20 protein-coding genes are annotated in these 21,333 nt (G+C 73.7%); 13 read left to right on the top strand and 7 right to left on the bottom strand.

The window, feature by feature from the left end; all coding sequences use genetic code 11:
- Window positions 1-87 precede the first annotated feature (87 nt).
- Window positions 88-1,269: a family 16 glycosylhydrolase gene (locus tag GXP74_RS24710; RefSeq protein WP_182453438.1), complete on the top strand. Its 1,182-nt coding sequence runs from the start codon at window positions 88-90 to the stop codon at window positions 1,267-1,269.
- 24 nt (window positions 1,270-1,293) lie between these two features.
- Here the strand turns inward: GXP74_RS24710 and GXP74_RS24715 are convergent, their stop codons facing one another.
- Window positions 1,294-3,603 (bottom strand): lysylphosphatidylglycerol synthase transmembrane domain-containing protein, encoded by a 2,310-nt coding sequence (locus GXP74_RS24715; RefSeq protein ID WP_182453439.1) that lies wholly within the window; start codon window positions 3,601-3,603, stop codon window positions 1,294-1,296.
- 116 nt (window positions 3,604-3,719) lie between these two features.
- On the opposite strand from GXP74_RS24715, the gene GXP74_RS24720 reads away from it, so the two are divergent.
- From GXP74_RS24720 to GXP74_RS24730, 3 genes are read left to right on the top strand one after another with little or no spacing between them, the layout of a single operon-like run.
- Window positions 3,720-4,175: a MarR family winged helix-turn-helix transcriptional regulator gene (locus GXP74_RS24720; protein ID WP_182453440.1), complete on the top strand. Its 456-nt coding sequence runs from the start codon at window positions 3,720-3,722 to the stop codon at window positions 4,173-4,175.
- A complete protein-coding gene (locus GXP74_RS24725; RefSeq protein WP_182453441.1) occupies window positions 4,172-5,614 on the top strand; it encodes an MFS transporter in 1,443 nt (480 codons plus the stop codon). Before GXP74_RS24720 ends, GXP74_RS24725 begins: the two co-directional genes overlap by 4 nt.
- Before the next feature lie 55 nt (window positions 5,615-5,669).
- Window positions 5,670-6,257: a hydrolase gene (locus GXP74_RS24730; protein WP_182453442.1), complete on the top strand. Its 588-nt coding sequence runs from the start codon at window positions 5,670-5,672 to the stop codon at window positions 6,255-6,257.
- A gap of 153 nt (window positions 6,258-6,410) precedes the next feature.
- On the opposite strand, the gene GXP74_RS24735 is transcribed toward GXP74_RS24730, so the two are convergent.
- Window positions 6,411-7,199, bottom strand: a complete 789-nt coding sequence (locus GXP74_RS24735) for a VOC family protein (protein ID WP_182453443.1) — start codon at window positions 7,197-7,199, stop codon at window positions 6,411-6,413.
- A gap of 232 nt (window positions 7,200-7,431) precedes the next feature.
- Here GXP74_RS24735 and GXP74_RS24740 point away from each other — a divergent pair, with 232 nt between their 5' ends.
- From GXP74_RS24740 to GXP74_RS24755, 4 genes are all read left to right on the top strand, one after another.
- Window positions 7,432-8,121, top strand: coding sequence for a bifunctional 4-hydroxy-2-oxoglutarate aldolase/2-dehydro-3-deoxy-phosphogluconate aldolase (locus GXP74_RS24740; protein ID WP_182453444.1), 690 nt, complete (start codon window positions 7,432-7,434; stop codon window positions 8,119-8,121).
- Window positions 8,118-9,155, top strand: coding sequence for a sugar kinase (locus tag GXP74_RS24745; RefSeq protein ID WP_225448154.1), 1,038 nt, complete (start codon window positions 8,118-8,120; stop codon window positions 9,153-9,155). The genes GXP74_RS24740 and GXP74_RS24745 overlap by 4 nt, the downstream gene beginning before the upstream one ends.
- 177 nt (window positions 9,156-9,332) lie before the next feature.
- Window positions 9,333-9,680: a VOC family protein gene (locus GXP74_RS24750; RefSeq protein WP_182453445.1), complete on the top strand. Its 348-nt coding sequence runs from the start codon at window positions 9,333-9,335 to the stop codon at window positions 9,678-9,680.
- Between the two features lie 105 nt (window positions 9,681-9,785).
- Entirely contained in the window at window positions 9,786-12,218 is a 2,433-nt protein-coding gene (locus GXP74_RS24755) for an excinuclease ABC subunit UvrA (protein ID WP_182453446.1), read from the top strand.
- On the opposite strand, the gene GXP74_RS24760 is transcribed toward GXP74_RS24755, so the two are convergent.
- Together GXP74_RS24760 and GXP74_RS24765 are read right to left on the bottom strand one after the other, a co-directional pair.
- Complete coding sequence (locus GXP74_RS24760; protein ID WP_182453447.1) at window positions 12,203-13,042, bottom strand: SAM-dependent methyltransferase; 840 nt, start codon at window positions 13,040-13,042, stop codon at window positions 12,203-12,205. The two genes, GXP74_RS24755 and GXP74_RS24760, sit on opposite strands and share 16 nt — an antisense overlap.
- 781 nt (window positions 13,043-13,823) lie before the next feature.
- Complete coding sequence (locus tag GXP74_RS24765) at window positions 13,824-14,324, bottom strand: hypothetical protein (RefSeq protein WP_182453448.1); 501 nt, start codon at window positions 14,322-14,324, stop codon at window positions 13,824-13,826.
- On the opposite strand from GXP74_RS24765, the gene GXP74_RS41650 reads away from it, so the two are divergent.
- Together GXP74_RS41650 and GXP74_RS24770 are read left to right on the top strand one after the other, a co-directional pair.
- A complete protein-coding gene (locus GXP74_RS41650; protein ID WP_255528153.1) occupies window positions 14,323-14,454 on the top strand; it encodes a hypothetical protein in 132 nt (43 codons plus the stop codon). The genes GXP74_RS24765 and GXP74_RS41650 overlap by 2 nt on opposite strands.
- Before the next feature lie 9 nt (window positions 14,455-14,463).
- Window positions 14,464-15,000, top strand: a complete 537-nt coding sequence (locus GXP74_RS24770) for a GNAT family N-acetyltransferase (RefSeq protein WP_182453449.1) — start codon at window positions 14,464-14,466, stop codon at window positions 14,998-15,000.
- A gap of 124 nt (window positions 15,001-15,124) precedes the next feature.
- On the opposite strand, the gene GXP74_RS24775 is transcribed toward GXP74_RS24770, so the two are convergent.
- Entirely contained in the window at window positions 15,125-15,625 is a 501-nt protein-coding gene (locus GXP74_RS24775; protein ID WP_225448155.1) for a hypothetical protein, read from the bottom strand.
- A gap of 360 nt (window positions 15,626-15,985) precedes the next feature.
- On the opposite strand from GXP74_RS24775, the gene tdh reads away from it, so the two are divergent.
- The 3 genes from tdh to GXP74_RS24790 are packed head-to-tail and all read left to right on the top strand — an operon-like array spanning window position 15,986 to window position 19,199.
- Entirely contained in the window at window positions 15,986-17,014 is a 1,029-nt protein-coding gene (gene tdh / locus GXP74_RS24780) for an L-threonine 3-dehydrogenase (RefSeq protein ID WP_182453450.1), read from the top strand.
- 48 nt (window positions 17,015-17,062) lie between these two features.
- The gene (locus tag GXP74_RS24785; RefSeq protein WP_182453451.1) at window positions 17,063-18,271 is read left to right on the top strand and encodes a glycine C-acetyltransferase; all 1,209 of its coding nucleotides are present in this window, start codon (window positions 17,063-17,065) and stop codon (window positions 18,269-18,271) included.
- Between the two features lie 4 nt (window positions 18,272-18,275).
- The gene (locus tag GXP74_RS24790) at window positions 18,276-19,199 is read left to right on the top strand and encodes a LysR family transcriptional regulator (RefSeq protein ID WP_182453452.1); all 924 of its coding nucleotides are present in this window, start codon (window positions 18,276-18,278) and stop codon (window positions 19,197-19,199) included.
- Window positions 19,200-19,216: 17 nt separating this feature from the next.
- Here the strand turns inward: GXP74_RS24790 and GXP74_RS24795 are convergent, their stop codons facing one another.
- Together GXP74_RS24795 and gltX are read right to left on the bottom strand one after the other, a co-directional pair.
- A complete protein-coding gene (locus GXP74_RS24795) occupies window positions 19,217-19,861 on the bottom strand; it encodes a hypothetical protein (RefSeq protein WP_182453453.1) in 645 nt (214 codons plus the stop codon).
- 60 nt (window positions 19,862-19,921) lie between these two features.
- Window positions 19,922-21,292 carry a glutamate--tRNA ligase gene (gene gltX / locus GXP74_RS24800; RefSeq protein ID WP_255528262.1) on the bottom strand — a complete coding sequence of 457 codons (1,371 nt, stop codon included), beginning with the start codon at window positions 21,290-21,292 and terminating at the stop codon, window positions 19,922-19,924.
- Window positions 21,293-21,333 lie beyond the last annotated feature (41 nt).

The following is a 21,333-nucleotide window of genomic DNA, read 5'->3' on the forward strand; positions in this document are numbered from 1 at the left end:
GGACCTCTGTTTGCACGGAAACGTCACGATCTAGCCATCGTTGCGGCATCGTGGAGGACCACCGGCCCCTCCCCCAAGGGAGCTGCAATGCCGAACCACGCCCGGCACCGCCGCCCGAGCGGCAACCACGCCTCCCGCACCGCGCTCACCCTCGCGTTCACCGGGGCCGCCGCCGCACTGCCGCTGCTCGGCGGCGGCGTCCCCGCGCAGGCCTCGGCCCCGCCGAAGGCGGATCCGCACCCCGGCCCGGCGGCCGACCGCGGCAGCGCCCGCCCACCCGCCCGGGAACCGCTGGTGCACGTGGTGCGCCCGGGGGACGACCTGTACCGGATCGCCGCCGAGTTCCACGTCCGCGGCGGCTGGCGGGCCCTGTACGCGGACAACCGGCGGACGGTGGGCGCCGACCCGAACCTGATCCGCCCCGGCGAGCGGCTGCGGATACCCGTGCCGTCCGCGTTACCGGGCGTCCCTCGGCCCCACGCCGCTCCGCCGCCGGAGCGCCCGGCCACGCCCGCCGCCCGGCCCGGGCCGCACCTCGCCGCCACGACGACCGCCGACGCCACGACCGCTGAAGGCGACGCCGCCGACGCCGGTCCCGAGGGCATGCCCGGGAGCTGGACCCCGGTCTTCGACGACGAGTTCAACGGCGACAGCCTGGACACCGCGAACTGGAGCACCGGCTGGCTGGCCGCCGGCATCACCCCGCCGGTCGGCCCCTCCGAACAGGAGTGCTACGACCCGGCGCAGGTCAGCGTCGGCGGCGGCTACCTGCACCTGGACGCGGTCCGCCGGACCGAGGAGTGCGGCGGCCGGAGCCGCCCCTACGCCTCCGGCATGGTGAACACCAACGGGCTGCACGCCTTCACCGAGGGCGCCTTCGAGGCCCGGATCTACCTGCCCGCCTCCGCCGACGGCGGCGTCGCCGACTGGCCGGCCTTCTGGACCGACGGGCAGAACTGGCCCACCGACGGCGAGATGGACGTGATGGAGGGGCTGACCGGGCTGACCTGCTACCACTACCACAGCTCCACCGGCGCGCCCGGGGCCTGCGCGGACACCGGCCCGGGCTGGCACACCTTCGGCGCGGAGTGGGAGGACGGCACGGTCACCTACTACTACGACGGCCGCGATGTCGGCTCGACCAGCAGCGGCGGTACCGACGAGCCGCAGTACCTGGTGCTCAACAACGCCGTCGGCTCCGTCGGCGGCCAGAGCGAGCCGGACGACATGCTGGTCGACTACGTCCGGGTCTGGAAGCGCGGCGGCTGACCGCCCGACACCGGCCCCGCCGGGTCACAGCGCCTTCCGGTGCTGCAACCAGACCAGCGAGATCCAGCCCGGCAGCACCGGCAGCCAGAAGGTCAGCACCCGGAACAGCAGCACCGGCGGCAGCGCCTCGGCCGCCGACACCCCGATGGTCTGCGCCAGCGCGCCGCTGAGCAGCAGCTCCACCCCGCCGACGCCGCCCGGGGTGGGCACCGCCGAGCCGAGCGCGCCGCCGATCAGGTTGGCCACGGTGACCGCCGCCAGCCCGGGGTGCAGCCCGAAGGCCAGGCAGCAGAAGTACAGGCAGGCGGCCGAGGTGAGCGAGACCAGCAGCTGGCCGACGACGCCGACGGCCAGCTTCACCGGGTGCTGGAGCAGGTCGAGCAGGCGCGGCAGCACGCCCGCGAACAGCGACTGCAACCGGGTCGCGATCCACCGCCGCAGCCGCGGCACGCCAGCCGCCACCAGCGCCAGTACCGCCGCCGCCAGCACCCCGGTGATCAGCGCGGGCGAGGTGGACAGCGAGGGGCCGTAGTGCACGCTGGCCAGGTAGCCGAAGACCATGATCAGCAGCAGGTGCAGTGCCAGCCCCACCACCTGGGAGGCTCCGACGCTGGCGATGGCCTTGCGCGGGGCCACCCCGGCGCGCTGCAGGAACCGGGTGCCGACCGCCATCCCGCCGACGCCGCTGGGCGTCACCAGGTTGGCGAAGCCCCCGGCGAGCTGGGCCAGACCGGCCTGCGCCAGGTTCAGCCGCTCGGGCACGAAGCCGACGAAGCTCATGGTCGCGGCGACCACGCCGCCGACGGCGGCCAGCCCGGCGAAGGCGAACCAGCCGCTGTGCGCCGCTCCCAGCGCGGCCAGCGGGTTGTCCTGCTTGCTGGAGAACTGGAGCAGCAGGTAGTACCCGGCCAGCGCGCCGCCGAAGACGCTGATCAGGGTCCGGGTGCGGAGCCGTTCCAGCCGGGCGGGCTCGACCGGCGCCTGCGGCCGGGTGCGCAGGATCGCGTCCCGGAGCTCGGCCAGCTGCCCGGCGGCGACCCCGGTCCCGGGCAGCACGCCCAGCGGTTGCAGCATCGGTACGGCGGTACCGACCCGCTCGGCGCCGATCACCCCGACGGCGGCGGCCACCGCCCGCTCGGCGCCGACCCGGGTGGCGGTGGTGGCGAGCAGCTGCGCCAGGTCGCCGCGCAGCGCCAGGTCCCCGGCCGAGATGTCGCCGTCCTCCAGGTTCACCAGGTGGACCGCCCCCTGCTCGTCCACCAGCAGCGAGCCCTGGGTCAGCCCGCGGTGGGCGATCCGGCGGGCGTTCAGCCGGTCCAGCTGCCGCCAGGCGTCGGCGAGCAGGCCGTCGTCGACCTCCTCGTCGGTGAGCTGGTCCAGGGTGTGTCCGGTGAGCCGTTCGTAGACCGCGAAGGCGGCGTCCGGGCCCAGGTCGGCGGTGACCAGCAGCCGCCTGCTGCGGGCGCCCGCCGCCTGCGCGGCGTAGGAGAGCAGGGCCTCCTGCTGCAGGGCCTGGCGGGGGGAGAGCAGACTGCGGCGCTGCGGGGCGGAACGCAGCCGCAGTCGGCGCCAGCTCCGCCGGAAGAAGCCCGCCGCCGAGGTCTCCCGGTCCAGCAGCACCACGTCCAGGTCCGGGCGCTCGCCGTGCTGGCCGATCAGGAACCGGTGCTGGCCGTGTGCCGGGACGCCCGGGGTGCGGAAGGCGCTGACGGGCTGGAAGCCGGTCAGCCGCAGGGCGCCGAAGAGCAGCTCGGTGGTCAGCCGGGCGTTGGGCGAACCGAGGGCGTACACGGCGGCGTTGGCCGTGGTCAGCCCGACCAGCAGCGAGAGCAGCAGCGCCAGCGCGTCGGCGCTGCCGTTGACCAGGGCGGTCAGGCCGTCCAGGCCGAGCAGCACGACCATCGCCGCGAGCCAGCGCGGGCGGGCGGCGGCCCCGGCCGTGATCAGGTAGGCGAGCACCGGCGCGGGTCGGTCGAGCACCGGGTGGGCCAGCCCGACCAGCAGCGCCAGACCGTAGGCGGGCACGGCGGCCAGTACCCCGTCGGCGGCCCGGCGGGGCTCGCGCTGCCACAGCAGCCGCACCGCGAAGGCCACCGGCAGCAGCAGCACGGCGGTGGCGGCGAAGGCCCCGGCCAGGTCGACCAGCCACTGCGGCGCGTGCGCGGCCTGCTGGGCGACGTCGGTGTTCAGTCCCCCGGCGGTGCTGCGGGCGTCGGCGGCGAACAGCAGCACCAGACCGATCAGGACCGCGCCGACGGCAGCCCGGATGAGGGCCTCTGGGCGGCGGGCCCGGGCCGACAGCAGGAGCTCCTCCGGTTCGACTGGGACCTCCAAATCCCCGGCGGCGACGCCGTCAGATCGTACCGGTACCGACCGCCCGCTTCCGGCGGCTCCACTCAATGGTAAGGCTGAACTTGTCAGTCCAGACTTACTAAACTACGGTGAAGGCCATGGACAGCGAGGAGAGGTACGGCGACTCCGGCGAACCCGCCGCCCGCGCGGCGAACGACCTGCGGGTCCTCATCGGGCGGCTGCGGCGCAGGCTCAAGGAGCTCGACCCGCCGGACTGGCTCACCCCGACCCAGCTCTCCGTGCTGAGCCGACTGGACAGCGAGGGCCCGGCCTCCCCCGGCGCGCTGGCCTCCGCCGAGCGCGTCCGCCCGCAGTCGATGGGCGCGACCCTGGCGCACCTGGAGGAGCGCGGCCTGATCGAGCGCCGTACCGACGCCGACGACGGCCGCCGCCAGGTGGTCTCGCTCACCCGGCAGGGTGACGAGGGCATCCGGGACAGCCGCCGACACCGGCAGGAGTGGCTCGCCCAGGCGCTGCGGAGCCACTTCAGCGAGACCGAGCTGGCCACCGTCACCGAGGCCCTGGCACTGCTGGACAGGCTCACCCGGCCATGACCGCGATATCCCCGCAGCCCGCCGAACCCCAGCCCGCCGAGTCCGGGCAGACCGGCCCGGCCCCGGCGGCCCCGGATCCGGGCCCCGGCTTCGACCGCAGGCTCACCCCGCCGCTGGTGCTCGGCACCCTGCTCAACCCGATCAACTCCTCGATGATCGCGGTCACCCTGGTCCCGATCGGCGCGGCCTTCGGCGCGGCGCCCTCGGTCACCCTGTGGCTGGTCTCCGCGCTGTACCTGGCCACCGCCGTCGGCCAGCCGGTGGTCGGCCGACTGGTGGACCGGCACGGCTCGCGCCCGGTCTACCTCGCCGGGACGGCGCTGGTCGGCGTCGGCGGCCTGCTCGGCACGCTGGCGCCGTCCATCGCCCTGCTGATCGTCGCCCGGGTGCTGCTCGGCCTGGGCACCTGCGCCGCCTACCCGGCGGCGATGTCGCTGATCCGCGGCGAGGCCGCGCGCACCGGCCGGAGCACCCCCGGCGGGATCCTCACCGCGCTCGCGGTCGCCGCCCAGGCCAGCGCCGCGATCGGCCCCACCCTGGGCGGGCTGCTGGTCGGCCTCGACGGCTGGCGGGCGGTGTTCGCGGTGAACATCCCGCTGTCGCTGGCCTGCCTGGTCCTCGGTCGGCTGCGGCTCCCGCGCACCCCCGCGCCGGAACCGGACAGCCCCCGGCCCACCCCCCTGGACCTGGGCGGCATCGCCCTGTTCACCGGCTGCGTCACCGCCGCGATGCTGTTCCTGATGGCCCCGCGTGCCGCCGACTGGTACCTCCCGGTGCTGGCCGCGCTGCTGGCGGCGGCCCTGGCCAGGCGCGAACTGCGCACCCAGGACCCGTTCCTGGACCTGCGCATGCTCGGCTCGAACCGCCCGCTGCTGCTCACCTACACCCGGCACATCCTGTACTGCACGGTGACCTACTCCATGCTCTACGGCTTCACCCAGTGGCTGGAGCAGGGCCGGGGGCTCAGCGAGTCCGGCACCGGCCTGATCATGCTGCCGCTGTCGCTGGCCGCGATCGGCGTCGCCACCGTCACCGGCCGCCGCCGGGAGATCCGCGGCAAGCTGCTGGTCGGCGGCGGCCTGGCGACGGCAGCCGCCGCGCTGGTGCTGCTGCTCCGCCCGGACACGCCGATCTGGCTGCTGGTCGCCGTCGCCGTGCTGTCCGGCCTGCCGCAGGGGCTGAACGGCCTGGCCAACCAGAACGCCCTGTACGGGCAGGCCCCGGCCGAGCGCATCGGCACCGCCTCCGGGCTGCTGCGGACCTTCCAGTACGGCGGGGCGATGCTCGCCTCGGCGGTGATCGCCGCCGTCTTCCCGCACCGGGCGACCACCGCCGGGCTGCACACGCTGGCCCTGGTGATGCTCGGCTGCACCGTGCTCCTGCTGGCGGTCACCCTGCTCGACCCCGCACTGCGCCGTGCCGCCCGAACGGCCCCCTGAACCTTCCGACCGCACCACTCCCCCGGTAACACCGAGTACGAAGGGCACCACCACCATGGCCGTCACCACCCTCGACCAGAGCACCGCCCTGGTCCTGATCGACCTTCAGCGCGGCATCGTCGCCTCCCCCGCCGCCGCGCCGCTGAGCGGGGCCGAGGTCGTCGGCAACGCCGTCCAGCTCGCGGACGCCTTCCGCGCCCAGGGCGCGCCGGTCGTCCTGGTCCGGGTCAGCTTCGCCCCCGACTTCAGCGACGTCGTCCCCGGCCGCACCGAGCACGCCGGCTTCGGCGGCGTCCCGCCGGAGGGCTGGGACGTCATCGTCGACGAGCTCTCCGGCCACCCCGGGGACATCCGGGTGACCAAGCGCAACTGGGGCGCGTTCCACGGCACCGACCTGGACGTCCAGCTGCGCCGCCGCGGGATCACCCAGATCGTCCTGGCCGGGATCGCCACCAGCATCGGCGTCGAGTCCACCGCCCGCGCCGCGCACGAGCACGGCTACCACGTCACCATCGCCACCGACGCGGTGACCGACATGAACCCGGAGGCGCACCGGAACAGCCTGGAGCGGATCTTCCCGCGCCTCGGCGAGAGCGGCAGCACCGAGGAGATCCTGGAGCTGTTCGCCAAGACCCGGGGCTGATCACCCGGCCGCGGTCCGGGCCCGCCGGTACGCCGACGGACCCGGACCCGCGCGCCACGGCTCACGCCCCCGGCCCGCTCGGCGTCCGGCGGCTCGGCGTTGGCCCGCTCGGCGTCCGGCGGCTCGGCGTCCGGCGGCTCAGCCCTCGGCCGCTCAGCCCTCGGCCGGGAGCTGGCAGAGGGTGAAGGACGCGCCCAGTGGGTCGAGCACCGGGCACATCCGGCCGAACGGCGAGTCGAAGGCCGCCGCCAGCACCGTGCCGCCCTGGGCGGCCACCTCGCGGGCGGCGGCGTCCACGTCCGCCACCGCGAAGTAGGCGGCCCAGGCCGAGGGTCCCCCGCGCAGTTGCCCGGCCGAGGCCTGGAGCCGCCCGCAGACCGGGTCGTTGACGCCGGGGAGCGTCCACGTGGTGTAGTCGAACTGCTTGCCGTCGCCGATCTGCTGCTGCGTGTAGCCGAACAGCGCGTGGTAGAAACGGTCGGCGGCAGCCCCGTCGGTGGTGTTCAGCTCGTGCCAGCAGACCGCGCCCGGCTCCGACTGGAGCTGCGCGCCGCTGTGCCCACCGGACTGCCACAGGCCGAAGGAGGCGCCGGTCGGGTCGAAGGCGAAGGCCAGCCGCCCGGCCCCGGGGACGTCGTGCGGCCCCATCACCGGCTTGCCGCCCGCCTCGGCGACCCTGGCCACCACCCCCTCGATGTCCTGGGTCGACAGGTAGACGTTCCACATCGCGGGCATCCCCTCGCCGCCGGGCGGCGGCGGCATCAGCGCGGCGACCTGCTTCCCGCGCCACAGGCACATCGTGTAGTGCCCGTAGTCAGCGCCGGCGTCCTCGAACTCCCAGCCCATCACCGCCCCGTAGAAGGCCCGGGCGACGCCGGGGTCCGGCGCGGTCAGGTCCACCCAGCAGGGCGCCCCGTCGGGATACGAACTGCGTTCGGGCATCACGCACACACCTCTCCGTCGGGACGGCCGGATGGCCTGCGCAACCGGTCCGGCCCCGCCTGATCACTCCCAGCGACCATCGTCCACGATGCGGACACCGATCGCACCACCAACCGGACCCCGCTCATCCGTTCGGCCCAGGCATCTGCCAGGGTCGTGCTGCGACTCGCTTGGAATCCGCAGGGCCCCCGGCGCCGACCCGGGACCTCGGAGTGGATGAGGGGACACCGTAATGGACGTTGACCAGGGCATATCGCGATCGGGCGAGCAGCCGCCCGGCGTGCTGGAGCGACTCGGCGCGATCGGGGTGGTACCGGTCGTGGTCCTGGACGACGCGGACAGCGCGGGTCCGCTGGCCGACGCGCTGCTCGCGGGCGGCCTGAACTGCGCCGAGCTGACCCTGCGCACGCCCGCCGCCGAGCGCGCGGTGCGGGCCATGGCGAGCCGCACCGAGCTGCTGCTGGGCGTCGGCACGGTGCTCGAACCCGAGCAGGCCGAGCGCTGCGCCGCCGAGGGCGCGCGGTTCGTGGTCTCGCCGGGCTACGACGACGCCGTGGTCGAGCGCTGCCAGCGGCTGGACCTGCCGGTGCTCCCCGGCACGGCCACCGCGACCGAGGTGCTGCGGGCCCGCCGGGCCGGGCTGCGGACGGTGAAGTTCTTCCCGGCCGAGACCTCCGGCGGCCTGGCCGGGCTGCGGGCACTGGCGGCCCCGTTCCACGACATGCGGTTCGTGCCGACCGGCGGCATAGGCCCGGACAACGCCGAGGGCTACCTGCGCACCCCGGCCGTGCTCGCGGTCGGCGGCAGCTGGATGGTGCCGCGGGAGCTGGTCCGCGACCGGCGCTGGGACGAGGTCAGCCGCCTGTCGGCGCTGGCCGTGCGCACCGTGGCGGCGGCCCGGGCCCAGGCGGTGGCCTCGTGACCACGGACAGCGCGCACCGGTCCGGCCGCTCCGGGCTGGTCACCTTCGGCGAGACCATGGGCCTGGTCTCCGCGGTGGACACGGGTCCGCTGGAGTTCGCCCGGGCCTTCAGCTACGGCATCGGCGGGGCCGAGAGCAATGTGGCGATCGGGGTCTCCCGGCTCGGCTCGGCGGTGACCTGGTTCGGCCGGATCGGCTCCGACGCCACCGGCGACCTGGTCGAGCGGCGGCTGCGGGCGGAGGAGGTGCGCACCGTGGCGATCCGGGACGACGGCTTCACCGGGATGATGGTCAAGCACCGGCGGTTCGGCAGCACGCTCCAGGTGGACTACCACCGGGCCGGGAGCGCCGGATCACGGCTGTCCCCGGCCGACGTCCGGCCGGAGCTGCTCCAGGACGCGGCGATCCTGCACGTCACCGGGATCACCCCGGCGCTGTCGGACTCGGCCAGAGCGGCGGTGTTCCACGCGGTGGAGCTGGCGCGGGCCGCCGGGGTCGCGGTCTCGGTGGACGTCAACTACCGCTCCAAGCTCTGGAGCCGGGTGGTGGCCGGTCCGGTGCTGCGCGACCTGGTGGCCCAGGCGGACATCGTCTTCGCCGGGGTGGAGGAGGCCCAGCTGGTCCTCGGCGCGGGCCCGGACCCCAGCACGACGGACCCCAGCACGACGGACCCCAGCACGACGGACCCCGCCACGCTGGGGACTGCGGCGGAGCTGGCCCTGGCGCTGGCCGCGCTGGGTCCGGCGCAGGCCGTGATCAAGGACGGCGCGCGCGGCTGCACCGCTGTCATCGACGGCGTCCCGCTCCGGGTGCCCGCGCTGAGCGTGTCCGTGGTCGACCCGGTCGGCGCGGGCGACGCGTTCGTGGCCGGGTACCTCGCCGAGGCGCTGTGCGGCAGCCCGGCGGCGGGCCGCCTGCACACCGCGATCGCGGCCGGGGCCTTCGCGGTCACCGTGCCCGGCGACTGCGAGGGGCTGCCCCGCCGCGCCGACCTGGCGGCGCTGGCCCGCACCGAGGAGGACATCGCCCGCTGAGGCGGTACGCGGCCGAACGAGGCCGAACGAGGCAGACCGAGCAGGAATCGAGAAGCGCGGCCCCCGGGGCCGCGCCTAGCGTGGTTCCCAGGGACAGCACCACGCACCCGGCTCTCCCGCCCGCGCGGGTGCTGCCCGTTCGTTCCCAAGCCCTACCAGCAACCTCAGGAGTGAACCATGAGCGGCTCTCCCACCCAGGGGATCAAGACCGTCCTGCATCCCGTCACCGACCTGGAGAAGTCCAAGGCGGTGTACGCGGCGCTGCTCGGCGTCGAGCCGTCGGCCGACTCGTCCTACTACGTCGGCTTCGACGCGGCGGGCCAGCACATCGGGCTGGTACCCGGCGGCGGCATGACCTCGCCGGTGACCTACTGGCAGGTGCCGGACATCGAGGCGAAGCTGGCCGAGGTGACCGCCGCGGGCGCCGTGGTGAAGGAGCCCGCGCACGAGGTCGGCCCCGGCCGCCGGGTGGCCACCGTCACCGACCCCGACGGCAACGTCCTCGGACTGCTCCAGGACAGCTGAGCGGTCCCCGCTCCCGCACGCGTCGGTCCCGGCCCTGGTCACCGGGGCCGACGCGGCCGCCACGGCCGACCACGGACCAGCAGCCCGCCCAGCTACGGAGACACGATGAGCATGGCCACCAGGACGGACTCACGGACGCCCACCCCGCACGCCGGTGACAGTCACGACCTGATCCGGGTGCACGGCGCGCGGGTGAACAACCTCAAGGACGTCAGCATCGAGATCCCGAAGCGGCGGCTGACAGTGTTCACCGGCGTCTCCGGCTCGGGCAAGAGCTCGCTGGTGTTCGGCACCATCGCCGCCGAGTCGCAGCGGCTGATCAACGAGACCTACAGCGCCTTCGTCCAGGGCTTCATGCCGACGCTGTCCCGGCCCGAGGTGGACGTGCTCGACGGGCTGACCACGGCGATCATCGTCGACCAGCAGCGGATGAACCCCGACGCGCGCTCCACGGTCGGCACCGCCACCGACGCCAACGCGATGCTGCGGATCCTCTTCAGCCGGCTCGGTCAGCCGCACATCGGCTCGCCGAACGCGTTCTCCTTCAACGTCGCCTCGGTCCGCGCCAGCGGTGCGATCACCGTCGAACGCGGCGCCGGCAAGACCGTGACCACGACCTTCTCCCGCACCGGCGGCATGTGCCCGCGCTGCGAGGGCCGGGGCACGGTCTCCGACATCGACCTCGGCCAGCTCTTCGACGACTCCAAGTCGCTGGCCGAGGGGGCGATCACCGTCCCCGGATACTCCGTGGACAGCTTCTGGACGGTCAAGCCCTACACCGAGTCCGGCATCCTCGACCCGAACAAGCCGATCCGCGACTACACCAAGAAGGAGCTGCGCGACTTCCTGCACCACGAGCCGATCAAGGTGAAGGTCAACGGCGTCAACGTCACCTACGAGGGGCTGATCCCCAAGATCCAGAAGTCGTTCCTGGCCAAGGACCCCAAGGCGTTGCAGCCGCACATCCGGGCGTTCGTGGAACGGGCGGTCACCTTCACCACCTGCCCGGACTGCGACGGCACCCGGCTCAGCGAGGCGCCCCGGTCCTCGCGGATCGGCGGGATCAACATCGCCGACGCGGGCGCGATGCAGATCAGCGACCTGGCCGACTGGGTCCGCGGGCTGGACCAGCCGTCCGTGGCGCCGCTGCTGGCGACGCTCCGGCAGACCCTGGACTCGTTCGTGGAGATCGGCCTCGGCTACCTCTCGCTCGACCGGGCCTCGGGCACGCTGTCCGGCGGCGAGGCGCAGCGGGTCAAGATGATCCGGCATCTCGGCTCCTCGCTCACCGACGTCACCTACGTCTTCGACGAGCCGACCACCGGCCTGCACCCGCATGACATCCAGCGGATGAACAGCCTGCTGCTGCGGCTGCGGGACAAGGGCAACACGGTGCTCGTGGTGGAGCACAAGCCGGAGACCATCGCCATCGCCGACCATGTGGTCGACCTCGGTCCCGGCGCCGGAGCGGCGGGCGGCTCGGTCTGCTTCGAGGGCACCGTCGAGGGGCTTCGGGCGGCCGGCACGCTCACCGGCCGCCACCTGGACGACCGGGCCGACCTCAAGCGGACGGTGCGCAAGCGCACCGGCGTCCGGGAGATCCGGGGCGCGTCGGCCAACAACCTGCGCGACGTGGACGTGGACATCCCGCTCGGGGTGCTGGTCGTGGTCACCGGTGTGGCCGGGTCCGGCAAGAGCTCGCTGATCCACGGATCGCTGGTGAACGACCCGCTGGCGGACGGCCCGGCGGCGGGCGGCCCGGCGGCGGGCGAGGGCGTGGTGTCGATCGACCAGGGCGCGATCCGCGGTTCGCGCCGGAGCAACCCGGCGACGTACACCGGGCTGCTCGACCCGATCCGCAAGGCCTTCGCCAAGGCCAACGGCGTGAAACCGGCGCTGTTCAGCGCCAACTCCGAGGGCGCCTGCCCCAACTGCAACGGCGCCGGGGTCATCTACACCGACCTGGCGATGATGGCGGGCGTCGCCAGCGTCTGCGAGGAGTGCGAGGGGAAGCGGTTCGAGGCCTCGGTACTGGACCACCACCTCGGCGGTCGCGACATCAGCGAGGTGCTGGCGATGTCGGTGACCGAGGCGCAGGAGTTCTTCGGCTCCGGTGAGGCCCGCACCCCGGCCGCGCACCGGATCCTCGTCCGGCTGGCCGACGTCGGGCTCGGCTACCTCAGCCTCGGCCAGCCGCTGACCACCCTGTCCGGCGGCGAGCGGCAGCGGCTCAAGCTGGCCACCCACATGGCCGAGCAGGGCGGCCTGTACGTGCTCGACGAGCCGACCACCGGCCTGCACCTGGCCGACGTCGAGCAACTGCTGGGGCTGCTGGACCGGCTGGTCGACTCGGGCAAGTCCGTGGTCGTCATCGAGCACCACCAGGCGGTGATGGCACACGCCGACTGGATCATCGACCTCGGTCCCGGCGCGGGCCACGACGGCGGCCGGGTCGTCTTCGAGGGCACCCCGGCCGACCTGGTGGCCGCCCGCTCCACCCTCACCGGCGAGCACCTCGCGGACTACGTCAGCGGCTGACCGATCCGGCCCAGGCCGCCGAAGACCAGCAGCGTGCTGGGCGTCGGCGGCTCGGCCGGTCCGTCGTCCGGCTGCCAGGCGACCACCGGCACCACCCCGGGCTGCTGGAGCCGGGTGCCGTCGAAGAAGGCGCGGATCTCCAGCTCGCTGCGCATCCGCCCGCTGCCGAGCATCTGCTGTAGCGCCTGCTCCAGGGCGCGGGCCTCGGCGCTGGCGTCGCTGAAGTGACTCAGCAGCAGGTAGCTCCCCGGCGGCAGCCGGTCGACCAGGGCGCGCACGCATCCGCTCGGGTCCTCGGCGTCGGCGAGGTGGTGCACGATGCCGAGCAGCAGCAACCCGACCGGGCGGCTCCAGTCCAGGAAGTCCCTGACCACCGGGTCGTCCAGGATCGCGTCCGGCTGGCGCAGGTCCCCGAGGACGGCTCGGGTGCGTTGCTGGTCGTCGGCGAGCAGCGCCCGGGCGTGGGCCAGCACCATGGGGTCATGGTCGACGTAGACCACCCGGGCCTCGGGCTCGACCGACTGCGCCACCTGGTGGGTGTTCTGCGCGCTGGGCAGGCCCGAACCGATATCAAGGAACTGGGTGACACCCAGCCGCGCCAGGTGCCGGACGCCCCGGGCCAGAAAGGCCCGGCTGAGCCGCGCGCCCTGGCCGCCGTCGGGTATCAGCTCCAGCCGCTTGGCCGCCACCGCGCGGTCGACGGCGAAGTTGTCCTTGCCACCGAGAATGGCATCGTAGACCCGGGCGATGCTGGGCCTGCCGGTGTCCACTCCTATCTGTTCCCAGTCCGTGGTCTCCCACCCGACATCCCTCGGCACCATCATGCTGTTCCGCCCCTCCTGTGCCCTGTTCCCCTGTTGTCGATCCTAACCAGCTTGCCCCGCAAGGAAGTTGAGTTCAGCTGAAGGCCCGGCGGAGCTGGGCCACATCGTGCTGGTCGCGGGTCACCGACCCGCGCGGGGTCAGCGCCCCGGGCGGCGGGCCCGGCCGAGGCCGGGGCGGCGGGGTGGCGGCGGGGCCGGGCGGTGGCTGGGCTCGCCCGAGGCCGCGGTCGGGTGACCCGGGGCGGGGCGCGGCCCGGGCAGCCGATGGGCGTAGCGCCCCAGCCCGGACTGGCGGCAGTGCCCGCACGCCTGGCACGCTCGGGCACAGCCCGGCCTGGCGACCAGGCCGACAACGCGTTGTCCTCGGGCCTGCGGCCGGAGGTGGGTCGGGGTTCGGGAGCCTGGACCGCGGAGCCGATGGCGCACGGAGTGACCCACGAACACGCGGATGCTCCCTCGCCAACGCCGCCACAGTGGGGCAGGCCCCCCAGCAGGGAGGCATCCATGGGGCGAGTGTCCCAGCCAGGGGCAGATCATCGCAATCACACGGAAGAGTGAAAGAAGCAGCTGACCGAGGGTCAGCAACCCGTACCGTCGGCGAGCGGCCCCGCCGGAACCCAGCTGCTGCGGGGTCACGGCTCGACGGTCGGGGCAGGGCGTCTTCACGGGCTGGTCAACGGCCCGCGCCGGGCCACGTCACCAGCCCCGACGGCGAATGACCGCTTCGTGTCCGGCCTCGAAGGCCAGTACGAGCGGCCGTCCGCCCCGGGGCTCACCCGTGCTACCTGGCCGCGACCGCCAGCCGGTGGCCCCGGATCCGCAGCACCAGCATCCGGGCGACCACCTCGCCCAGCGCCATCAGCACCAGCCCGGCCACCCAGGCCTGGCCCGAGGTGATCGCGTGCTGGGCGCTGAAGCGGTCGATGTCAGGCCCCGCGCCGTGGCCGGAGAAGTACGCGAAGGCCATCCGGAAGCCGATGCCGACCACCCAGAGCACCGCCGCGACCGCCCCCGCCTTGGCGAACGGGACGCCGTCCGTGCCGAGCCGCAGCCGGGTGGTGGCCGCCGCGCCGGAGCCGAGCAGCACCCCCACCCCGGTCAGCACCGCGATCAGCACCAGGTCGTTCCCGGCCGTGGGGATGGACCGCAGGAACTGGAAGCCCACCGCCGCCACGATCACCAGCGGCAGCACCAGGTTGACCAGGTCCAGCTTGGAGCCCCGGATCTGCCGGATCACCAGGAGGACCAGAACCGCGTTGACGAGATAGTCCGTTGTACTCATGGACACCATGGTCCCGACCACCGCCCGGCCCCGGATCGGCCGCCGGATGGAGAGTCGGTTGGACCGGTTTCTCCGCCCCAGGGTGGAGCGGCCCGGCGCGGGGTTGATCAACCAGGGCGGCGTCCGCTAGGAACGTCCCATGCTGCAAGGTCACCAGGTCGGGCTCCGGGCCCGGCACGAGTCGGACGTCGCCGTCCTGCACGCCGAGCTCTACGACGACGTGCTCACCCGTTCCCGAGCGGACACCCGCCCCTGGCGTCCGATCCCGCCCACCTCGGCGGCCTCGCCGTTCGCCGTGGCCGACCCGGACGACCGGGCCGCCTGCTTCTCGGTGGTGACCCTGGACCGGAACGAGCTGGCGGGCGACGCGATCCTGTGGGGCATCGACACCCACAACCGCTCGGCGCACCTCGGCCTGGGACTGCGCCCGGCGTTCCGCGGACTGGGGCTGAGCACCGACGTGGTCCGGGTGCTCTGCCGCTACGGCTTCGCGGTGCGCGGGCTCCAGCGCCTGCAACTGGAGACGCTGGCCGACAACCACGCGATGATCCGCGCGGCCGAGCGGATCGGCTTCGTCCGGGAGGGGACGCTGCGCCGGGCGGCGTGGGTCGACGGCGCGTTCATCAACGAGGCGGTGTTCGGTCTGCTGGCCGAGGACTGGCGGCGGGACGCCTGAGCCGACGGGGCACAATGAGCGGGTGTCCGGGACCGATTCCGGCGGTCCCGGACACCCTGGCCCACATGCTGCCGGTGTTGCTCCTGCTGGTGCTGCCCAATGCTGGTGCTGCTCGCCGTCCGGGCTACTTGATACCGGAGATCAGGCCGGTGGCCAGGTCGCTCTGGACGGTGAGCGTGGTGTGGGTGACGTGCTTGCCGGTGCCCCAGGTGAGCACGACGGTGGACCAGACGTGCCCGGCTCCGGCGTTGGCCTGGGTGACCGCCCAGCCGTTGGGCACGCTCTGCGCCTCCAGTACGCCGTTGGCGTGGTTCTTCGCCTCCCAGGCGGCGAGCTGCTTCTGCAGGCCCTTGGTCAGGTAGTGGGCCCGCAGGTCGTTGCCCAGGCTGCCCATACCGGTGCCGTAGTTGGCGTCGATGTAGGCGCCGTAGAAGTCGGCGACGCGGTCCACCGCCGAGGCCGGGTCGCCGCTGCGGATCGGCGCCGGGGCGGCGTGGGTGGTCGAGACCGCGGCGACGGCCGGACGGCCGGCGGCGCTGGCCGTCGCGGGCACGGTGATCGCGGCGGTGGCGGCCAGCGCCGCCACGGCGACGGCGCCGATGGCGGTCGTACGGGTGAGCTTCATGAACGGTGGTCCCTTTCTGGGAACGGTGGAACTCGGTACCGCCGGGGCGGGCCGGAAAGCGCGCCCGCCTCGGCGGACTGACTCAGCGCCAGTACTCGGGGGGACGGTGATCACCGCCGTCCCGGTTCCAGCCTCGACGTCGGGTTTTGCTTCCGCATCCGGTGGTTGCTCCGTCCGCGCGGACGACCGGCGGCGAGCGGGCGAAACGGGCGCCCGGCGGGCAGACTCATCGGAGATCTTGTAGCTCCGCTGGTGCCGCACTTAAGAAAGCCTCGATGGACCAGGGGCAGGCGGGACCGGCAGGGTGAAACCTGCCCACCGTGCCCACGGTGGTGCGACAGTCCTGCTCAGGAGAACCCCGTGAAGGCACTTGTGAAGGCGAAGGCGGAGCCCGGCCTGTGGCTGATGGACGTGCCGGAGCCGGAGGTCGGTCCGGGCGAGGTGCTGATCAAGGTGCTGCGCACCGGCATCTGCGGCACCGATCTGCACATCCGCGCCTACGACGGCTGGGCGCGGCAGGCCGTGCGCACGCCGCTGGTGCTCGGCCACGAGTTCGTCGGCGAGGTGGTCGAGGTGGCCCCGGGCGTCGCCGACATCGCGCCGGGCGACCTGGTCAGCGGTGAGGGCCACCTGGTCTGCGGCAAGTGCCGCAACTGCCTGGCCGGGCGGCGCCACCTGTGCCGCAGCACGATCGGTCTGGGCATCGGCCGCAACGGCGCGTTCGCCGAGTACGTGACCCTGCCGGCGTCCAACGTCTGGGTGCACCGGGTGCCGGTCGACCTGGACGTGGCCGCGATCTTCGACCCCTTCGGCAACGCCGTGCACACCGCGTTGTCCTTCCCGCTGGTGGGTGAGGACGTGCTGATCACCGGCGCCGGTCCGATCGGGGTGATGGCGGCGGCGGTGGCCAAGCACGCCGGGGCGCGGCAGGTGATGATCACCGACGTCAGCCCGTACCGGCTGGAGCTCGCCGAGCGGGTCGGCGTGAGCCTGGCGCTGGACGTGCGCACCGCCACCATCGCCGACGGCCAGCGGCAGTTGGGGCTGCGCGAGGGCTTCGACGTCGGTCTGGAGATGTCGGGCCGCCCGGAGGCGCTGCGCGACATGATCGCGAACATGACCCACGGCGGCCGGATCGCGATGCTGGGCCTGCCGTCCGAGGAGTTCCCGGTCGACTTCGCGAAGATCGTGACCTCGATGCTGACCCTCAAGGGCATCTACGGCCGGGAGATGTTCGAGACCTGGTACGCGATGTCGGTGCTGCTGGAGGGCGGCCTGGACCTCAGCCCGGTGATCACCGGGCGCTACTCGTACCAGGACTTCGACGCGGCCTTCGACGACGCGGCCGGCGGGCGCTGCGGCAAGGTCATCCTCGACTGGACCGCCTGAACACACCATCGATCCACCCATCCGGAAACCGCAAGGAGAGCCCTCCCGATGCTCGACTCCGTCCGCGAGGACCTGCGCACCACTCTCGACGAGATCCGCTCGGCGGGGCTGCACAAGCCCGAACGGGTGATCGACACCCCGCAGAGCGCGTCGGTCAACGTCACCGCGGGCGGACGCCCGGGTGAGGTGCTGAACTTCTGCGCGAACAACTACCTGGGTCTGGCCGACGACCCGGAGGTGGTCACCGCCGCCAAGCAGGCGCTGGACCGCTGGGGCTACGGCATGGCCTCGGTCCGCTTCATCTGCGGCACCCAGGAGGTCCACAAGGAGCTGGAGGCGCGGCTGTCGGCCTTCCTCGGGATGGAGGACACCATCCTCTACAGCTCCTGCTTCGACGCCAACGGCGGCGTCTTCGAGACCCTGCTGGACGAGCGCGACGCGGTGATCTCGGACGCGCTCAACCACGCCAGCATCATCGACGGCATCCGGCTGTCCAAGGCGCGGCGGCTGCGCTACGCCAACCGCGACATGGCCGACCTGGAGCAGCAGCTCAAGGACAGCGCGGACGCCCGGCGGCGGCTGATCGTCACCGACGGCGTCTTCTCGATGGACGGCTACGTCGCCCCGCTGGACGAGATCTGCGACCTGGCCGAGCGCTACGGCGCGATGGTGATGGTGGACGACTCGCACGCGGTGGGCTTCGTCGGCCCGCGCGGGCGCGGCACGCCGGAGCTGCACGGGGTCACCGACCGGGTGGACATCATCACCGGCACCCTGGGCAAGGCGCTGGGCGGCGCCTCCGGCGGCTATGTGGCGGCGCGCGCGGAGATCGTGGCGCTGCTGCGCCAGCGCTCCCGCCCGTACCTGTTCTCCAACTCGCTGGCCCCGGTGATCGCCGCCGCCTCGATGAAGGTGCTGGACCTGCTGGAGGACGAGACCACCGGCCGGGGCGCGGCGCTGCGCGAGCAGCTGGCGGCGAACACCGCGCTGTTCCGCGGTCGGATGGCCGAGGAGGGATTCGAGATCCTGCCCGGCGACCACCCGATCGCCCCGGTGATGATCGGCGACGCCGAGCTGGCCGGGCGGATCGCCGAGCAGCTGCTGGAGCACGGCGTCTACGCGGTGGGCTTCTCGTACCCGGTGGTGCCGCACGGCCGGGCCCGGATCCGGGTGCAGCTGTCGGCCAGCCACTCGACCGAGGACGTGCGGCGCGCCGTGGCCGCGTTCGTCGCCGCCAGGGCCGCCCTGGCAGGATGACCGGGTGATCGATGCCCGGAGACTGCGCACCCTGCGGGCCGTGGCGGACCACCGGACGGTGACCGCCGCGGCGGCCGCGCTGTACCTGACGCCGTCGGCGGTGTCGCAGCAGCTGGCGGCGCTGGAGCAGGAGGTCGGCCACCGGCTGCTGGTGCGCGACGGCCGGGGGGTGCGGCTGACCGCGGCGGGCGAGATCCTGGTGCGTCACAGCCACGCGGTGCTGGCCCAGCTGGAGCGGGCCGAGGCGGAGCTGGCGGCGTACGGCGCGGGGGCGGCCGGGGAGGTGACCGTGGTGTCCTTCGCCACCGGGATCGCCGCCGTGGTCGCACCGGCCATGGCGAGCCTGGCCGGGACCGCGCCGGGGATCCGGATGCGGGTGCGGGACGCCGAGGGCGACGAGAGCCTGATGATGGTGCTGGACGGGCACGCGGACCTGGCGGTGGCCGTGGAGTACCGGGGCGCGCCGCGCGAGGACGACCAGCGGCTGGCCCGGGTGCCGCTGTACGCGGAGCCGTTCGACGCGGTGCTGCCGCGCGGGCACCGGCTGGCGGGCAGCGCCCGGGTGAGCGTGGCGGATCTCGCGGACGAGCCGTGGATCGGCCCCTACCCCGGCAACCCCTGCCACGACGTGGTGGTGCTGGCCTGCGAACTCGCCGGGTTCCAGCCGGTGATGGCGCACTCCTCGGACGACTTCCGGGCGGTGGCGGCACTGGCCGGGGCCGGGGCCGGGGTGGCCATGGTGCCGCGGTCGGCGCTGCGCGGGGTGGACCTGCCGGATGTGGTGGTGCTGCCGGTGGCGGGCGTCCCGGCGACCCGCCGGGTCTTCGCGGCGGTACGCCGGGGCGCGGAGGAGCACCCGCTGCTGCGCCCGGTGCTGGACGCGCTGCGGGCGGCGGCGGAGCGGGCCCGGCCCTCGGCCTCCGGCTGAGACCGAGCGGTCCGAGGTCAGCCGGAGGCGACGGCGCGCAGCAGCTCGCGGTGGGCGGCGACCGGGTCGTCGACGGCCAGATGGAACCGGCGGACCTCGGTCACCGAGCCGTCGGCCAGCCGCAGCGGCACCGCCGCCCGCAGCTCGACCACCAGTTCGGCCGTCCCGGCGACGGTGCACAGCAGCGACTGCTCGTGGCCCGGCAGTACCCGGATGCCGCGCCCCTTGGCGGTGACCCGCTCGCGGCGCACCCCGGCGACGTCCCGCAGCGGGATGGTGAGCTGGTCGAACAGGCCCGCGCTCAGCCGCAGCGTGTCCGCGGTCAGCAGGTGCGGGTTGCGCCTGGTCGACGCGGCGAACAGGAGCGAGGCGTCGATCATCAGCGCGATCCACAGCAGGTGGAACGGGCGCCAGGCCGGGGGCAGCACCGAGACGTCCAACAGGCCCTCGACCAGGACCTCCGAGCCGACCAGCAGGAAGACGATCATCCGCAGCTCGGCCGAGTGGCCGATGGCGGTCTGCCCGGGCCCGGCGACGGGCCTGCGGGTCAGCCAGGCGCTGAGGTCCGTCCAGCCGCGCGCGGCCAGCTGCTGCCACCGCGCACGGTGCACCACGATCTGCACGAGCCCCCCTGAGCCGCCGTCACCGCTGCCTGGTGCCATGGAAGCACAGGGGCGGTCCACGGCACCAGGCGGGTCAGCGCCAGGCGGGTCGGCGGGCGGTCACTGCTCCGCGGTGAGCCGGTCCAGGGCGGCGCCGAGTCGGGCCAGCACCCGGTCGCGGCCCAGTGCCTCCAGCGACTCGAACAGCGGCAGGCCGACGGTCCGGCCGGTGGCACCGACCCGGATCGGGGCCTGGGCCTTGCCCAGCTTGAGGCCGTTCTTCTCGCTGACCGCCTCCAGCAGCGCCTTGAGGTCGTCGGCGTGCCAGGGCACGTCGGCGAGCCCGGCGAGCGCGTCCCGCAGGATGTCGGCGGCCGGGCCCTTCATCGCCTTGGCCCAGGCGGCGTCGTCGCGCACCGGCTGGTCCAGGAAGAGGAAGTCGACGTAGTCGGTGATCTCCGAGAGCACGGTGATCCGGGTCTGCGCCAGCGGCGCGACCCCCTCGAACGCGGCCTGGTCGAAGGCCTCCGGGGCCCAGGGGGCGCGCGGCGCGGTGAGCCACGGCGCGCAGGCGGCGACGAAGTCGGCCGGGGCCAGCGCGCGGATGTACTCGCCGTTGAACGAGGACAGCTTCTTCACGTCGAAGAACGCCGAGGAGCCGTTGACGTCCTCGATCCGGAACAGCTGCTCCAGCTCCGCGTAGGGGCGGATCTCGCGGTCGTCACGCGGCGCCCAGCCCAGCAGCATCAGGTAGTTGACCATGGCCTCGGGCAGGTAGCCCTCGGCCAGGTAGTCCTCCAGGGCGACCTTGTCGCGGCGCTTGGAGAGCTTCTGCCGCTTCTCGTTGACGATCACCGGCAGGTGCGCCCAGGTCGGCGGCTCGGCGCCGAGCGCCTGCCACAGCAGCTGCTGCTTGGGCGTGTTGGACAGGTGCTCCTCGCCCCGGATGACCATGGTGACGCCCTCGTCGAGGTCGTCCACGACGTTGGCGATCAGGAAGACCGGCGAGCCGTCGCCGCGGGCGATGACGAAGTCCTCGATGGCGGAGTTGGGGAACGAGGGCTCGCCGCGGATCAGGTCCACCACGACCGTGGCGCCCTCGTCCGGGGTGCGGAAGCGCAGCGCCCGGCCCGGCTCGTAGGTCAGGCCCCGGTCGCGGCAGAAGCCGTCGTAGCCGAGCTGGGCGTTGCCGGTGCGCTCGGCCAGTTGCTCGCGGGTGCAGTCGCAGTAGTAGGCGTGCCCGGCGGCCAGTAGTCGCAGCCCGGCCTCGCGGTGCCGGTCGGCGTTGTGCGACTGGAAGTACGGGCCCTCGAAGGCCGGGTCGGACTCGTTGATGCCGATCGCCGAGAGCGCGCTGATGATGCCGTCGATCCACTCCGGCTTGTTGCGGGCGGCGTCGGTGTCCTCGATGCGCAGCACGAAGGTGCCGCCGGACTGTCGCGCCACGGCCCAGTTGTAGAGGGCGGAGCGGGCTCCGCCGACGTGGAACATGCCAGTCGGGGAGGGGGCGAAGCGTACACGGACCGGGGTAG

This window comes from Streptacidiphilus sp. P02-A3a, assembly GCF_014084105.1.
Taxonomy (GTDB): Bacteria; Actinomycetota; Actinomycetes; order Streptomycetales; family Streptomycetaceae; genus Streptacidiphilus.

Bases quoted from the DNA above. Each gene is read 5' to 3' on its own strand.
- GXP74_RS24740 (WP_182453444.1), top strand. From the start codon at position 7,432: ATGGACGTTGACCAGGGCATATCGCGATCGGGCGAGCAGCCGCCCGGC.
- GXP74_RS24785 (WP_182453451.1), top strand. From the start codon at position 17,063: ATGCTCGACTCCGTCCGCGAGGACCTGCGCACCACTCTCGACGAGATC.
- GXP74_RS24770 (WP_182453449.1), top strand. From the start codon at position 14,464: ATGCTGCAAGGTCACCAGGTCGGGCTCCGGGCCCGGCACGAGTCGGAC.
- GXP74_RS41650 (WP_255528153.1), top strand. From the start codon at position 14,323: ATGGACACCATGGTCCCGACCACCGCCCGGCCCCGGATCGGCCGCCGG.
- GXP74_RS24755 (WP_182453446.1), top strand. From the start codon at position 9,786: ATGAGCATGGCCACCAGGACGGACTCACGGACGCCCACCCCGCACGCC.
- GXP74_RS24750 (WP_182453445.1), top strand. From the start codon at position 9,333: ATGAGCGGCTCTCCCACCCAGGGGATCAAGACCGTCCTGCATCCCGTC.
- GXP74_RS24730 (WP_182453442.1), top strand. From the start codon at position 5,670: ATGGCCGTCACCACCCTCGACCAGAGCACCGCCCTGGTCCTGATCGAC.
- gltX (WP_255528262.1), bottom strand. From the start codon at position 21,292: ATGTTCCACGTCGGCGGAGCCCGCTCCGCCCTCTACAACTGGGCCGTG.
- GXP74_RS24765 (WP_182453448.1), bottom strand. From the start codon at position 14,324: ATGAGTACAACGGACTATCTCGTCAACGCGGTTCTGGTCCTCCTGGTG.
- GXP74_RS24735 (WP_182453443.1), bottom strand. From the start codon at position 7,199: ATGCCCGAACGCAGTTCGTATCCCGACGGGGCGCCCTGCTGGGTGGAC.
- GXP74_RS24720 (WP_182453440.1), top strand. From the start codon at position 3,720: ATGGACAGCGAGGAGAGGTACGGCGACTCCGGCGAACCCGCCGCCCGC.
- GXP74_RS24710 (WP_182453438.1), top strand. From the start codon at position 88: ATGCCGAACCACGCCCGGCACCGCCGCCCGAGCGGCAACCACGCCTCC.
- GXP74_RS24795 (WP_182453453.1), bottom strand. From the start codon at position 19,861: ATGGCACCAGGCAGCGGTGACGGCGGCTCAGGGGGGCTCGTGCAGATC.
- GXP74_RS24725 (WP_182453441.1), top strand. From the start codon at position 4,172: ATGACCGCGATATCCCCGCAGCCCGCCGAACCCCAGCCCGCCGAGTCC.
- GXP74_RS24760 (WP_182453447.1), bottom strand. From the start codon at position 13,042: ATGATGGTGCCGAGGGATGTCGGGTGGGAGACCACGGACTGGGAACAG.
- GXP74_RS24775 (WP_225448155.1), bottom strand. From the start codon at position 15,625: ATGAAGCTCACCCGTACGACCGCCATCGGCGCCGTCGCCGTGGCGGCG.